This is a genomic window from Streptomyces sp. NPDC002870 (assembly GCF_042888505.1).
Taxonomy (GTDB): Bacteria; Actinomycetota; Actinomycetes; order Streptomycetales; family Streptomycetaceae; genus Streptomyces.
The window spans coordinates 23,614-39,281 of record NZ_JBIAPW010000046.1 but is presented as its reverse complement, the minus strand read 5'-3'; the positions used below and the strand labels follow the sequence as shown (position 1 = coordinate 39,281).

General features: G+C 69.5%; 1 protein-coding gene. It reads left to right on the top strand.

Going from position 1 to position 15,668, the window contains the following annotated elements; all coding sequences use genetic code 11:
- Positions 1-28 precede the first annotated feature (28 nt).
- Positions 29-15,664, top strand: coding sequence for a type I polyketide synthase (locus tag ACFYWY_RS34940; protein ID WP_389194469.1), 15,636 nt, complete (start codon positions 29-31; stop codon positions 15,662-15,664).
- The last annotated feature ends 4 nt before the right edge of the window (positions 15,665-15,668 follow it).

Genomic DNA, 15,668 nt, shown 5'->3' with positions numbered 1-15,668 from the left:
GACGAAGCCAGAAAAACGGAGCTGACCAATGGCCACGTCCGCGGATCAGATCGTCGAAGCCCTCCGGGCCTCGCTCCGGGAGAACGATCGGCTGCGTAAACAGAACCAGCAACTCGTCGCCGCCGCCGGGGAACCCATCGCCGTCGTCGCCATGAGCTGCCGCTTCCCCGGCGGGGTGCACACGCCTGAGGAGTACTGGGAGCTGCTCGCCGGGGGCGTGGACGCCCTGTCCGACTTCCCCGCCAACAGGGGCTGGGACCTGGACGCACTCGACGTGGCCACCACCCGGGGTGGCTTCGTCCACACCGCCGACGAGTTCGATCCGCAGTTCTTCGGGATGAGCCCACGCGAGGCGCTGGCCACCGACCCCCAGCAGCGCCTGCTCCTCGAAATCTCCTGGGAGGCACTCGAACGGGCGGGGATCGACCCGGCGACGCTGCGCGGCAGCCGGACCGCAGTCTTCGCGGGGTGCAGCAACCAGGAGTACGGATCCGGCCTGCGCGGCGACGTACCCGAGGGCATCGAAGGGCACATCCTCACCGGCAACACGGGGAGCGTCGTCTCGGGCCGCGTCGCCTACGCACTCGGCCTCGAAGGCCCGGCCATCACTGTCGACACAGCCTGCTCGTCCTCGCTGGTGACACTGCACCTGGCCGCCCAGGCCCTCCGGGCGGGCGAGTGCGACCTCGCGCTCGCGGGCGGTGTCGCGGTCATGTCCACCCCCGCCGCCTTCGTGGAGTTCGACCGTCAGGGCGGCCTCGCCGGCGACGGCCGGTGCAAGCCCTTCTCCGACCGCGCGGACGGCACCGGCTGGGGGGAAGGCGCCGGGATGCTCCTCGTCGAGCGGCTGTCCGACGCGCGCCGCCACGGCCATCCGGTCCTGGCCGTCGTACGCGGCAGCGCCCTCAACCAGGACGGCGCGTCCAACGGACTCACCGCCCCCAACGGCCCTGCCCAGCAGCGCGTGATCCGCTCCGCGCTTGCGGGCGCGGGCCTGTCCACGGCCGACATCGACGCGGTCGAGGCACACGGCACGGGGACGACGCTCGGCGACCCCATCGAGGCACAGGCACTACTCGCCACCTACGGGCAGGACCGGGACGAGGACCGGCCGCTCTGGCTCGGCTCCGTGAAGTCGAACATCGGACACACACAGGCAGCCGCCGGTGTGGCCGGTGTGATCAAGATGGTGCTCGCCCTCCAGCACGGCGTACTGCCGCAGTCCCTGCACGCCGAGCAGCCCTCCACCCACGTGGACTGGTCGGCGGGCAACGTGCGGCTGTTGACCGAGCCCGTGGCCTGGCCGGAGAGCGAACGGCCGCGCCGCGCCGCCGTCTCCTCCTTCAGCATCAGCGGCACCAACGCCCACACCATCCTCGAACAGGCCCCGGCCGCCGATGAGCAGGACGCAGGGGCGGAGGACGCAAGCGTGGGGGACGCAGGGGCGGAGGTCGCCCACCGGACTGCCGCCCCACTCCCGCGCATCCCCTGGGTGCTCTCCGCCCGCAGCGAGCCCGCGCTGCGGGCTCAGGCCAGGGGCCTGCTCGCGCATGTGGACGCTCACCCCGGCCTGGACCCACGCGATGTGGCGTATTCGCTGGCCACCACCCGGACGGGCTTCGAGCATCGCGCGGTCGTCCTCGGCGCGGATCCGGCCGAGCTGCGCGACCGGCTGGCCGTACTCGCCGACGAGAACGCGGCCGCCACGAGTGCGGTCACCGGCTCGCCCGTACGCGGCAAGACCGCGTTCCTGTTCACCGGCCAGGGTTCCCAGCGCCTCGGCATGGGCCGCGAGCTGCACGAAAGGTTCCCCGCGTTCGCCGAAGCCTTCGACGCCGCTTGCGCGCACCTCGACCGTGAACTCGCCCCGCCGCTCCGCGAGACCGTCTTCGGCGACGACGTGGAGCTGCTGAACCGGACGGCCCACACCCAGCCCGCGCTCTTCGCCTTCGAGGTGGCGCTGTTCCGGCTCCTTGAGCGGCTGGGCGTCAAACCCGACTTCCTGATGGGCCACTCGATCGGCGAGCTGGCGGCAGCTCATGTGGCCGGAGTGCTGACCCTTGAGGACGCCTGCCGGCTGGTGGCGGCTCGCGGTCGGCTGATGCAGGCGCTCCCGCCCGGCGGAGCCATGGTCTCCCTCCAGGCAGCCGAAGCCGAGGTGGTTCCGCTGCTGGCCGGCCTCGGCGACCGGGTGAGCATCGCCGCCGTCAACGGCCCGCAAGCCACCGTCATCGCCGGAGACGAGGACAGCGTCCTCACCATCGCCGACCACTTCCGCGACCAGGGCCGCAAGATCTCCTGCCTGCGGGTCAGCCACGCCTTCCACTCGCCCCGCATGGACCCCATGCTGGACGACCTACGAGCCACCGCCCGCGAGCTGACGTACCGGCAGCCCACTGTCCCCATCGTCTCCAACGTCACCGGCCGCCTCGCCACGGCCGACGAACTGTGCAGCCCCGACTACTGGGTGCGCCACGCCCGCCAGGCCGTACGGTTCGCCGACGGCGTCCGCTCTCTCGCCGAGCGCAACGTCACCCGGCTCCTGGAGATCGGCCCCGACGGCACCCTGACAGCGATGGCGGCTGCCTGTCTGCCCGACGGCGACAGCCTGCTGACCCCCGTACTGCGCAAGGACACGCCCGAAGACGCGAGCCTCCTCACCGCGATCGGCAAGCTCCATGTGGCCGGCGCCCGCCTCGACTGGGCCGCCATCCTGCCCGGCGCGCGCCGTGTCGAGCTGCCCACGTACGCGTTCCAGCGCACTCGATACTGGCTCACCGCGCAGGCAGCCGCGGACGAGCCCGGCAGCCAGTCCGCACACTCCGCGTTCTGGACCGCCGTCGAACAGGAGAACGTGCCGGAACTCGCCGCCGGTCTCAGCCTCGACCGCTCCCTCCTCGAACCCGTCGTACCCGCGCTCGCCGCGTACCACCGCGACCAGCAGCAGCACTTCACCGCGCGGTCATGGCGCTACCGCGAGCAGTGGGAACCGGTGGACCTCCGTCCCGCCGCGGACCCGTGGGACCGTCCAGCCCCGGACCCGTGGGACCACCGTCCCGCCGTGGCCACGCCCGCCGCTTGGACGCTGGTCGTGCCTGAGGAGCTGGACGACCACCGGCCCGTGGACGCCGTCAAGGCCGCACTCACCAGCCATGGCGCCACCGTCGTGACCGTGTCCCTCACACCGGGTGCCGATCGTGAACACATCGCCCAACTGGTCGACCAGGCACGAGCACAAGACGGCGTCAACATCCTCTCGCTGCTTGCGCTGAGCGAGGGACGCCACCCCGACCACCCCGAAGTCCCCTCCGGGCTCGCACTGACCACCGCACTCGTTCAGGGTCTCGCCCGCGAGAGCGCACCCGCAAGGATGTGGGCCGCGACCCGAGGCGCGGTGAGCATCGGCCGCTCCGACCCGCTCACCGCCCCCCAGCAGGCAACCCTCTGGGGCCTCGGGCGCGTTGCGGCCCTCGAACACTCCGACCACTGGACCGGCCTCGTCGACCTTCCGGAACAGCTCGACGACCGGGCCCTCACGCGCCTCTGCTCCCTCCTCACGGACCCGGACCGCAACGCCGGAAGCGGCAACGAGTACGCCATACGCGCCTCGGGCCTGTTCGCCCGCAGGCTCGTACGCGCCCCACAGGGTGACAAGACCGCCCGCCCCTGGACCCTCGGCGGCACCACCCTGATCACCGGGGGAACCGGAACCATTGGCGCCGAGGTCGCTCGCCGGCTTGCCCGCGAAGGTGCCGAGCACCTGCTGCTCACCAGCAGGCGCGGCCCAGACGCACCAGGAACCCAGGAACTCGTAGCCGAACTCGCCGAGTACGGCACCCGGACCACCATCGCCGCCTGCGACACGGCCGACCGCGCCGCGCTCGCGGAACTGCTCGCCTCCATCCCCGAGGAATACCCGCTGAGGAGCGTCTTCCATGCGGCGGGCGTCCTTGACGACGGCGCGTTCTCCTCGATGGACGCCGAGCGGTTCGCCACCGTGATGCGCCCCAAAGCCGAAGCAGCGGCGAACCTCCACGACCTGACGCGCGAGCACAACCTGTCCGCGTTCGTGCTCTTCTCCTCCATCGCGAGCACCCTCGGATCTGTCGGCCAGGCCAACTACGCGGCGGGCAACGCCTACCTGGATGCGCTCGCCCGGCACCGTCGCGCCAACGGTCTGCCCGCCACCAGCATCTCCTGGGGCCCCTGGGCGAACCATGGCATGGCTGACGCCCCCGCCGTGCGTGCCAGGCTCATCCGAGCGGGACTGCCGCCCATGGACCCCGAGCCCGCGCTTGTCGCGCTGCGCCAGGCACTCGACGACGAGGAGACGCATCTGGTCGTCTCCGACATCGACTGGACCCGCTTCCCAGCGGGCCGCAGTGCACTGTTCAGCAAGCTGCCCGAAGCATCAGCGGAACGTCTCCCTGGACATAGCCCGACCGAGGGCATCCGCAGCCTGCTTGCCGGGCTGCGCACCCCGGCCGAGCAGGAACAGCGGCTGCTCCGCCTCGTACGCGAGCACGCCGCGACCGTACTCGGATATCCAGGCCCCGAATCCGTTGAGACAGCACGCACGTTCCAGGACCTCGGCATCGACTCGCTCACCGCCGTGGAACTGCGCAACGCTTTGGGCGCGGCGACGGCCCTCTCCCTCTCCCCGACGCTCGTGTTCGATTATCCGACCCCGTCGGCGCTCGCGGGCCATCTCCGTGCCGAACTGCTGGGAGAGAGCCAGGAGCGGCACGAAGAGGCGCTCGCCCAACCGGTCCACGGGGACGGGGAGCCGATCGCGATCGTAGCGATGAGCTGCCGCTATCCGGGCCGCGTACGCTCGCCGGAAGACCTCTGGAAGCTGGTCACCGAGGGTGGCGACGGCATCTCGCCTTTCCCGGAGGACCGCGGCTGGGACATCGACGCGCTCTACGATCCCGTATCGGGCCTCCCGGGCACCAGCTATGTCCGCGAGGGCGGATTCGTCGACGACGCGGGCGAGTTCGACCCCGGATTCTTCGGAATATCGCCGCGCGAGGCGCTGGCCATGGATCCGCAGCAGCGGTTGCTTCTCGAGGTGTCCTGGGAGGCCGTCGAGCGGGCGGGGATCGACCCGGTCTCGCTCCGGGGCAGCCGAAGCGGTCTCTTCGTGGGCTGTGGCTACCAGGGCTACGGGTCGGGCGCCGGTGAAATGCCCGAGGACATCCAGGGGCACCTCCTCACCGGCAGCTCGGGCGCCGTCGTGTCGGGCCGGGTGGCCTATGCGCTGGGGCTCGAGGGGCCGGCGGTGACGTTGGACACAGCCTGCTCGTCCTCGCTCGTCGCGCTGCATCTGGCCGCTCAGGCGCTGCGTTCGGGGGAGTGCGACCTCGCCCTGGCCGGTGGTGTCACGATCATGTCCACGCCTGGTGCGTTCGTGGAGTTCAGCCGTCAGCGCGGGCTGGCTGCGGATGGCCGGTGCAAGGCATTCGGTGCGGGTGCGGATGGCACGGGCTGGGGCGAGGGCGTTGGGATGCTGGTCGTGGAGCGGCTGTCGGATGCGCGGCGGAACGGTCACCGGGTGCTGGCGGTCGTACGCGGTAGCGCGGTGAACCAGGACGGTGCGTCGAATGGCCTGACCGCGCCGAATGGTCCTTCGCAGCAGCGGGTGATCCGGCAGGCGTTGGCGGGCGCGGGTCTTTCGGCCTCGGAGGTGGACGCGGTCGAGGCACATGGCACCGGAACGGTGCTGGGTGACCCGATCGAGGCGCAGGCGCTGCTGGCGACGTACGGTCAGAGCCGGGATGAGGACCGGCCGTTGTGGCTGGGTTCGGTGAAGTCGAACATCGGTCATACGCAGGCGGCCGCCGGTGTGGCCGGTGTGATCAAGATGGTGCTGGCGATGCAGCACGGTGTGCTGCCACAGACGTTGCATGCGGATGAGCCGTCGTCGCATGTGGACTGGTCGGCGGGGAACGTTCGGCTGCTGACCGAGGCCGTGGAGTGGCCGGAGAGCGATCGGCTTCGTCGGGCGGGTGTCTCGTCGTTCGGAATCAGCGGCACCAACGCCCACACGATCATCGAGCAGGCTCCGGCTGCTGACGACGCGGTGCGGGTAACCGCCACGGCAGGCCTTCCGCTCGTGCCCTGGGTACTGTCCGGGCGCAGCGAGGCGGCGCTGGGAGCACAGGCCGAGCGGCTGCTTGCGTACGCGGAGAACGGTACGGAGCTGGACGCTCTCGACGTGGGCTTGTCACTGGCCACCACCCGGTCGGCGTTTGAACACCGTGCCGTCGTACTTGGGGGTGACGCGGAAACACTGCTCGACGGCTTGCGCGCCCTCAGCCGGGGCGAAGCCCATGCGAACGTCGCCACAGGCGAGGCACGCCCGGAAGGGGGCCTGGCTCTGCTGTTCGCGGGGCAGGGTGCGCAGCGGGTGGGGATGGGGCGGGAGTTGTACGACGCCTTCCCGGTCTTCGCGGAGGCGTTTGATGCCGTGTGTGCGTACTTTGACGGTGAGTTGGAGTTGCCGCTGCGGCAATTGGTCTTCGGTGATGACGCGGATGCGTTGAATCGGACGGGTTTTACGCAGCCTGCGTTGTTCGCGGTCGAAGTGGCGTTGTTCCGGCTGGTGGAGTCGTCCGGTGTCAGGCCCGATTTCCTGCTGGGGCATTCCATTGGTGAGTTGGCGGCCGCGCATGTGGCGGGGGTGTGGTCGCTGGAGGATGCGTGTCGTCTGGTGGCGGCCCGCGGCCGGTTGATGCAGGCGCTGCCGGCGGGTGGGGCGATGGTCTCGCTCCAGGCCACCGAGGCCGAGGTGCTGCCGCTCCTGGACCCGGAGCGGGTGAGCATCGCGGCGGTGAACGGTCCACGGGCGACGGTCATTGCGGGTGAGGAATTGGCCGTTGCGGAGATCGCCGCGCATTTCGAGGCCGAGGGCCGGAAGACGAAGCGGCTGCGGGTCAGTCATGCCTTCCACTCGCCGTTGATGGAGCCGATGCTGGCCGAGTTCCGTACGGTCGCCGAGAGTGTGACCTACGAGCAGCCCCGTATCCCGGTCATCTCGAATGTGACGGGTGAACTCGCCACGGACCTGATGTCTCCCGACTACTGGGTGAGGCACGTGCGCGAGGCCGTCTGGTTCGCCGACGGCATCCACTGTCTGGAAGAGCACGGCGTCACCCGGTTCCTGGAGATCGGCCCGGACGGCACGCTGACCGCCATGGCACAGGGATGCGTAGAGCGGACCGACCATCTCCTCGTCCCCACCCTGCGCAAGGACCGCCAGGAGGCGACCAGTCTCCTCACCGCCCTCAGCCACGCCTACGCTCACGGTGTCTCCGTCGAATGGGCCCCGCTCTTCGCCGGTACCGGCGCTCAGCACGTCGACCTCCCGACGTATGCCTTCCAGCACCAGCGTTTCTGGCTGCGGCTCGCGCACACCGACGTCGGCAACCTCGGCTCGGCAGGGCTGGAAGCAGCCGGGCACCCCCTGCTCGCGGCCAGCATGACCCTCGCCGATTCCACTGCTGTGGTCTTCACCGGACGGGTCTCCGCGAAGACCCAGCCGTGGTTGGCGGATCACGTCGTCGAAGGTTCGATCCTGTTCCCCGGCACAGCCTTCCTTGAACTCGCCCTGCGCGCCGCCGACCAGGTCGGCTGCGACCACGTCGGCGAACTGACTCTCGAAGCACCTCTGGTGCTCCCCGAGCATGGCGCGGTCCAGTTGCAAATGCGCGTTGAGGAACCCGACCCCTCCGGCGTCCGGGCGCTCACCATCCATTCCCGCCGCGAGGGGAGCCCAGGCTCCACCGACGAGCCATGGACCCGGCACGCCATCGGCGTACTCGGAGCGAGCGAGCGCCGGGAGAAGTTCGACTTCGCGGTCTGGCCACCGGCAGATGCCCACCCGGTCGAGGTCGATGGCCTGTACGAGACGCTGGCAGCGACCGGGTTCGAGTACGGTCCTGCCTTCCGCGGCCTACGAGCCGTATGGCGGCGGGGTGACGATCTCTTCGCCACCGTGGAGCTCCCCGAAGACATCGAGACGTCGCGCTACGGCCTGCACCCCGCGCTGCTGGACGCGGTGCTGCATGTGCTGGGCCTGGGAGCCGGCGAGGACCTCGTCGGGGGACGCATGCCGTTCTCCTGGGAAGGGGCGGAGCTGTACGCATCCGAGGCATCCGTGTTGCGCGCCCGTGTGTCGACAACCGGGAGCAGCGGCCTGTCGCTCGAGCTGGCTGACGCGGAGGGGCGGCCTGTGGCGGCGATCTCCTCGCTCACGCTGAGGCCGGTATCCGCGGAGCTGCTCGGCGGGGCTCGGGCGGCGGGTTCGCACTCGGACGCACTGCACCGCATCGACTGGATCCCGGCGCCCGAGGCGGCGGCAGAAGCCGGCGTCGATATGGAGACTCTCGGCTCCGCTCTGCCGAAGGATGTTCCCGCGTTCGTCGTCCTGCGGCTGGACGAGGCAAGTGACGAGCCTGCCGATCCCGCCGCGGCGGCGCGGGCCGCGACGCACCAGACCCTGGCCCGCGTACAGGAGTGGTCGGAGGCGGAGCGCTTTGCCGACTCCCGGCTCGTCGTGGTGACCCGGAACGCCGTGTCGGCAGAGCAGCGGCAGCTCGACCCGGCGCAGGCCGCGGTCTGGGGTCTCGTACGGGCCGCCCGGCTTGAGCACCCCGACCGGTTCGTACTCGTGGATGTGGATGGCACAGAGGAATCGCTGGCCGCGCTGCCCGAGGCGCTTGCGTCCGGGGAGCCGGAGCTCGCTGTGCGGGCAGGCACGGTCTACCTGCCGAGACTGAGCAGCAATGTTCAGCGAGATGAGCTGCCCGTGCCCGAAGAGGCCAGGGACGGGTGGCGGCTCGACATCACGGCCAAGGGCACACTGGACCAGCTGGCGCTCGTACCGATCGACCAGCGGCCCCTGGAGCCCGGCGAAGTCCGGATCGCCGTTCGTGCTGCCGGGGTGAACTTCCGCGATGTGCTGAACGCGCTCGGGATGTACCCCGGGGATGCGGGTGCGTTCGGTCTCGAGGGTGCCGGAGTCATCACCGAGATCGGCGCCGGAGTCCACGGTCTTGCGCCGGGTGACCGGGTCATGGGGCTGTTCCCCCAGGCGTTCGGCCTGACGGCCGTGGCCGACGCCCGGACCGTCGTGCGGATGCCGGAGGGCTGGTCGTTCGCGCAAGGGGCCTCTGTGCCGGTCGTGTTCCTGACGGCGTATTACGCGCTGGTGGATCTGGGTGGGCTCCGGGCTGGGGAGTCGGTCCTCATTCACGCTGCCGCGGGTGGTGTGGGTATGGCCGCGGTGCAGTTGGCGCGGCATCTGCGTGCTGAGGTGTTCGGTACGGCGAGTCCCGGCAAGTGGGGGACGCTGCGCGGGTCGGGTCTGGACGCTGCGCACATCGCGTCGTCCCGTGACCTGGATTTTGAAGGGTCCTTCCTGGGCGTGACCGGCGGCCGGGGTGTGGACGTGGTGCTTGACTCCCTTGCGGGGGAGTTCGTGGATGCGTCGTTGCGGTTGCTGCCCCGTGGCGGGCGGTTCCTGGAGATGGGCAAGACCGACATCCGCGAGCCCGAGCAGGTGGCCGCCGACCATGCGGGCGTGCGCTACCAGGCGTTCGACCTGGTCGAGGCCGGGCCTGAGCGGATCGGTGAGATGTTCGCCGAGCTGCTCGACCTGTTCGAGCGGGAGGTGCTGCGACCGTTGCCGTTGACGGCGTGGGATGTGCGCCGGGCACCGGAGGCGTTCCGGTTCCTGAGCCAGGCTCGGCATGTGGGCAAGGTCGTGCTGACTGTGCCGACGGCTCTCGATCCTGAGGGAACGGTACTGGTCACGGGCGGTACAGGTGGTCTGGGCGCGTTGGTCACCCGGCATCTGGTGGCCGAGCACGGCATACGGCATCTGCTGCTGGCCAGCCGCCGGGGCCTGGACGCGCCGGGCGCCGACGAACTGCGCGAGGAACTGGCCGCGCTCGGTGCCGAAGTCACCGTCGCCGCCTGCGACGCGGCCGACCGCGAAGCGCTGGCTTCCGTGCTGGAGGGGATCCCTGGTGAGCATCCGCTGACGGCGGTGGTCCATACCGCCGGGGTGCTCGACGACGGAGTGTTGTCGTCGCTGACGGCGGAGCGGATGGATGCGGTGCTGGCGCCGAAGGTGGATGGCGCGCTGAATCTGCATGAGTTGACCGTGGCTGCTGATCTGTCTGCGTTTGTGGTGTTCTCGTCGGTGGCGGGGACACTCGGCAGTGCGGGGCAGGCCAACTATGCGGCGGCGAACGCCTTCTTGGATGCTCTGGCGTGCCGGCGCGCGGGCCTTGGCCTTCCGGCGACCTCGCTGGCCTGGGGTCCCTGGGCATCAGGTGCGGGGATGACGGGAGAGCTCGGCGAAGCGGACCTTCAGCGTATGAAACGCGGCGGCATGGTCCCCTTCAACGCGGAACGGGGCATGGCAGCATTCGATGCCGCTCGCCACTCCGCCGTACCCCTCGTCGTCCCTGTCCAGCTGAATCACACGGTGCTGCGCTCCCAGCAGTCGGCAGCAGTCCTCCCCGCGATAATGAGCGGTCTGCTGGGCATTCCAGAACGGCGCACCGCGGCCTCCAGAGCACCGGGCGAAAACGCGGTCGACGTACTTCGAGCCCGTCTTGCCACGTTGCCGAAGGGCGAGCGGGAAGCTTCGCTCCTGGAGCTCGTACGCACCCAGGCGGCGCTCGTACTGGGACACCCCGGCCCCGAGTCGATCGAGGCCGCACGCGACTTCCGGGGGCTCGGCGTCGACTCGCTCACCGCTGTCGAGCTGCGCAACCGCCTCAACGCGGCCACTGGGCTGCGGCTCTCCGCGACCCTCGTCTTCGATCACCCGTCACCGGTGGTGCTGGCTCGGCATCTGCAGCGCGAGCTGTTCGGTGAGGGCGAGTTGGAGGTGGAGACGAGGGAAGCCGCCTCACGGCGGGACACTGCTGACGACGACCCCATTGCCATCGTCTCGATGAGCTGCCGCTTTCCCGGTGACATACATACGCCCGAGGACTTCTGGCAGCTGCTCAGGGGAGCCGGCGACGCGATCTCGGACCTCCCTGCCGACCGGGGCTGGGACATCGAGGGCGGGTACAACCCCGATCCCGAGAGCCGGGGAACTTTCTACGCCCGCGGAGGCGGCTTCCTGCATGACGCGGGGTTCTTCGATCCGGCGTTCTTCGGGATGAGCCCGCGGGAGGCGTTGGCCACCGACCCGCAGCAGCGGTTGCTCCTCGAGATCTCGTGGGAGGCGCTCGAGCGAGCGGGCATCGAGCCGGGTTCGGTGCGCGGCAGCAACACGGGTGTGTTCGTGGGCGCGGCGACCTCGGGCTACGGAGTGGTAGCCGGGGAGATCCCCGACGGTGTCCAAGGGCTGCTGCTGGCCGGTAACGCCACCTCGGTCGCCTCGGGCCGTATCGCCTACACGCTGGGCTTCGAGGGGCCCACGGTCACAGTGGACACGGCGTGCTCGTCGTCGCTGGTGGCCCTGCACTGGGCGGCCCAGGCGCTCCGGTCGGGGGAGTGCGATCTCGCCCTGGCGGGGGGTGTCGCCGTCATGTGCACACCTTCGATGTTCTACGAGTTCAGCCGCCAGCGTGGACTCTCCGCCGACGGCCGGTGCAAGGCGTTCTCTGAGCGCGCGGACGGCACGGGGTGGTCGGAGGGTGCCGGCATGCTGCTTGTCGAGCGGCTGTCGGATGCGCGGCGCAACGGGCACCCGGTGCTCGCCGTCATCCGTGGGACAGCCGTCAACTCCGATGGCGCGTCGAATGGTTTGACGGCGCCGAATGGTCCCTCGCAGCAGCGGGTGATCCGGCAGGCGTTGGCGGGGGCGGGCCTCTCGGCCTCGGATGTGGATGTGGTGGAGGCGCACGGTACGGGTACGTCGTTGGGTGATCCGATCGAGGCGCAGGCGCTGCTGGCGACGTACGGGCAGGGACGGGATGAGGACCGGCCGTTGTGGCTGGGTTCGGTGAAGTCGAACTTCGGTCATACGCAGGCGGCTGCGGGTGTGGCCGGTGTGATCAAGATGGTGCTGGCGCTACAGCGAGGTGTGCTGCCACAGACGTTGCATGCGGATGAGCCGTCGTCGCATGTGGACTGGTCGGCGGGGAATGTTCGGCTGCTGACCGAGGCCGTGGAGTGGCCGGAGAGCGATCGGCTTCGTCGGGCGGGTGTCTCGTCGTTCGGAATCAGCGGCACCAACGCCCACACGATCATCGAGCAGGCTCCGGCGGCTGACGACGCGGTGCAGGAGGCGGAGCGCCTCTCGCTGCCTGTCTTGCCGTGGGTGGTGTCCGGGACCAACGAGGCTGCTCTGCGAGCACAGGCGGTCCAACTGTTGACGCGCATGGACGACGACCGATTCGAGCCCTATGACGTGGGTTTCTCGCTGGCTGCAACGAGGGCGACTTTTGAGCACCGTGCAGTGGTTCTCGTACACGATCACGACTCCGCCGTGCAGGGACTGAGCGCTCTCGCCGAGGGTGCGACAAGCGCGGCTGTTGTGCGGGGCCGAGCCCTGAGCGGGCGGACGGCTCTGCTGTTCGCGGGGCAGGGCGCGCAGCGGGTGGGGATGGGGCGGGAGTTGTACGGCGCCTTCCCGGTCTTCGCGGAGGCGTTTGATGCCGTGTGTGCCTATTTTGATGGTGAGTTGGAGTTGCCGCTGCGGGATGTCGTGTTCGGTGATGACGCGGATGCGTTGAGTCGGACTGGTTTTACGCAGCCTGCGCTCTTCGCGGTCGAAGTGGCGCTGTTCCGGTTGGTGGAGTCGTTCGGTGTCAGGCCTGATTTCCTGCTGGGGCATTCGATCGGTGAGTTGGTGGCCGCGCATGTGGCCGGTGTGATGGGTCTTGGGGATGCGTGCCGTCTGGTGGCGGCGCGTGGCCGGTTGATGCAGGCGCTGCCGACGGGTGGGGCGATGGTCTCGCTCCAGGCCACCGAGGCCGAGGTGCTGCCGCTGCTGGATGAGGAGCGGGTGAGTATTGCGGCGGTGAACGGGCCTCAGTCGGTTGTCGTCTCCGGTGATGAGGACGCGGTCACTCAGCTGGCGAAGCAGTTCGAGGCCGAGGGCCGGAAGGTGAAGCGGCTGCGGGTGAGCCACGCGTTCCACTCGCCGTTGATGGATCCGATGCTGGCCGAGTTTCGTACGGTCGCCGAGAGTGTGACCTACGAGCAGCCGCGGATTCCGGTGGTCTCGAATGTGACGGGTGAACTCGCTACGGATCTGGCCTCTCCCGAGTACTGGGTGAGGCATGTTCGCGAGGCCGTCCGGTTCGCCGACGGCATCAGCCGGCTGGAAGAGCACGGCGTCACCCAGTTCCTGGAGATCGGTCCTGACGGAACCTTGACCGCGATGGCACAGGGATGTGTAGACCGGACGGACCATCTCCTCGTACCCACCCAGCGCAGGGACCGCCCGGAGGTCGAAGCGCTGGTGACTGCAGTCGGCGGAGCGTTTACCCATGGTGGGGGCGTGAGTTGGCGGGCGTTCTTCCCCGGGGCTCGACGGGTGGATCTGCCGACGTTCGCCTTCCAGCGCGAGCGTTACTGGCTGGAGTCATCGGGGGCTGAGGCCGGCGGGGCCGCCGACGCCCCGGACGCGGCGGATGCGCTCTTCTGGGAGGCCGTTGAAGGCGGAGATCTGGACGGCCTGGCTGGGGATCTGGCGATCGATCGTGATGCTTCGTGGAGTGAGGCTCTGAGTACGTTGTCGTCTTGGCGGCGGCAGCGGCGTGAGCGGTCGGTGGTGGATGGTTGGCGTTATCGGGTTGAGTGGAAGCCGTTGGTTGGGGCTGGGGTTGCGCGGTTGGGTGGGCGTTGGCTTTGTGTGGCTCCGGCGGGGGAGAGCTGGGTTTCCTCGGTGGTGGATGGGCTGGCGGGGTGTGGTGCGCTGGTTGAGCGGGTTGAGTGCGGTCCTGGTGTGGATCGGGCTGTGCTGGCTGAGCAGTTCGCCGGGCTGGGGGATGAGCCGGTTGCTGGTGTGCTGTTGCTGGGTGCCGTGGATGTGGTGGATACGGCTGTTGTGGTGCAGGCGTTGGGGGATGCGGGTGTTGCGGGTCGCTTGTGGGTGGTGACTCGTGGGGCTGTGTCTGTGGGCCGGTCGGATGGGGCTCCGGATGCGGTTGGGGCGGCGGTGTGGGGTCTGGGCCGGGTGGCGGCGCTGGAGTTCCCGGATCGTTGGGGCGGTCTGGCCGACCTTCCCGAGGTTGTGGACCGTAGGTCGCTGGACCGGTTGGCCGGGGTGCTGGCCGATGGCGCTGAGGACCAGGTGGCGGTGCGGGCGTCGGGGGTCTTCGGCCGCCGCCTGGTGCATGCTCCGGTTCCTGGCGGGGGTGTTGAGGGTTGGCGGGCGCGGGGGACGGTGCTGGTTACGGGTGGTACGGGTGCGTTGGGTGGGCGGGTGGCTCGGTGGGTGGCTGAGCGGGGCGCGGAGCATGTGGTGCTGACCAGCCGCCGTGGTCTGGAGGCTCCTGGGGCTGGGGAGCTTGAGGCGGAGTTGTCGGCTCTGGGTGTGCGGGTGTCGGTGGTGGCGTGTGATGTCGCGGACCGGGACGCGGTCCAGGCGCTGCTGTCCGAGCATCCGGTTGACGCCGTGTTTCATGCTGCGGGTGTGGCGGATTCGGGATCTCTGGCTGAGGTGGATGGGGTTCATTTTGCTGGGGTGATGGGGGCGAAGGCTGCGGGGGCGGCGTATTTGGATGAGCTTTTGGGTGATCGGGAGCTGGATGCGTTTGTGGTGTTCTCCTCGATTTCTGGTGTGTGGGGCAGTGGTGGTCAGGGCGCGTATGCGGCGGCGAATGCGTTTCTGGATGGGTTGGTTGAGGCGCGTCGGGTGCGGGGGCTGGCGGGCTGTGCGGTGGCGTGGGGTCCGTGGGGTGAGGGGGGTATGGCGGCCGGGGATGGTGCGGAGGAGCATCTGCGGCGTCGTGGGCTGAGGCCGCTGGATCCGGGGCTGGCGTTGTCGGTGCTGGAGCAGGCCGTTGTGGGCGTGGAAGGCTTGGTGGTGGTGGCGGATGTGGAGTGGGCGCGGTTTGCTCCGGCGTTCACCAGCGCCCGCCCGAGCCCCCTGCTGGAAGATCTGCCGGAAGCCGCTGACGCGCTGAGTGGCACACCCGGGAAGGCTGAAGATGGGGCGGGCCCGTCCCTCCTCGACAGGCTCGCGGGCGTTTCCCCCGTGGAGCGCTCGCAGGCCGTTCTCGATCTCGTACGCACCCACACGGCCGCCGTTCTCGGATTCCGTGACCTGAAGTCCGTGGAGCCCGTCAAGGCATTCCGGGAGCTGGGCTTCGACTCGCTCACCGCGGTCGAGCTACGCAACGGATTGAACGCCGACACCGGAATGCGCCTACCCGCCACATTGGTCTTCGACTACCCGACGCCGCAGCTGCTGGCGGAGCATGTGCACGACACGCTGTTCGGTGCCACAGAGGACGAGCCGGAAGCCGCTGTACTGGCTGACCTGGACCGCCTTGCAAGCGCGATTTCAAGAGTTTCCCCAGAGAACGACGTCAGGGGGCTCGTTGAGACCCGTCTTCGGAGCATCCTGTCGGAGTTGGGCGGGGTGGCCGAGGGTGATCCGAAGTCTGCCGTGTCTCAGCAGCTGGATGCGGCCACGGACGACGAGATCTTCAACTTCATCAATCAGGAACTCGGCCGTTCCTGAAGGC

What these genes read in the sequence shown, in the direction of transcription:
- ACFYWY_RS34940 (WP_389194469.1), top strand. Translation starts at nt 29, where the DNA reads ATGGCCACGTCCGCGGATCAGATCGTCGAAGCCCTCCGGGCCTCGCTC.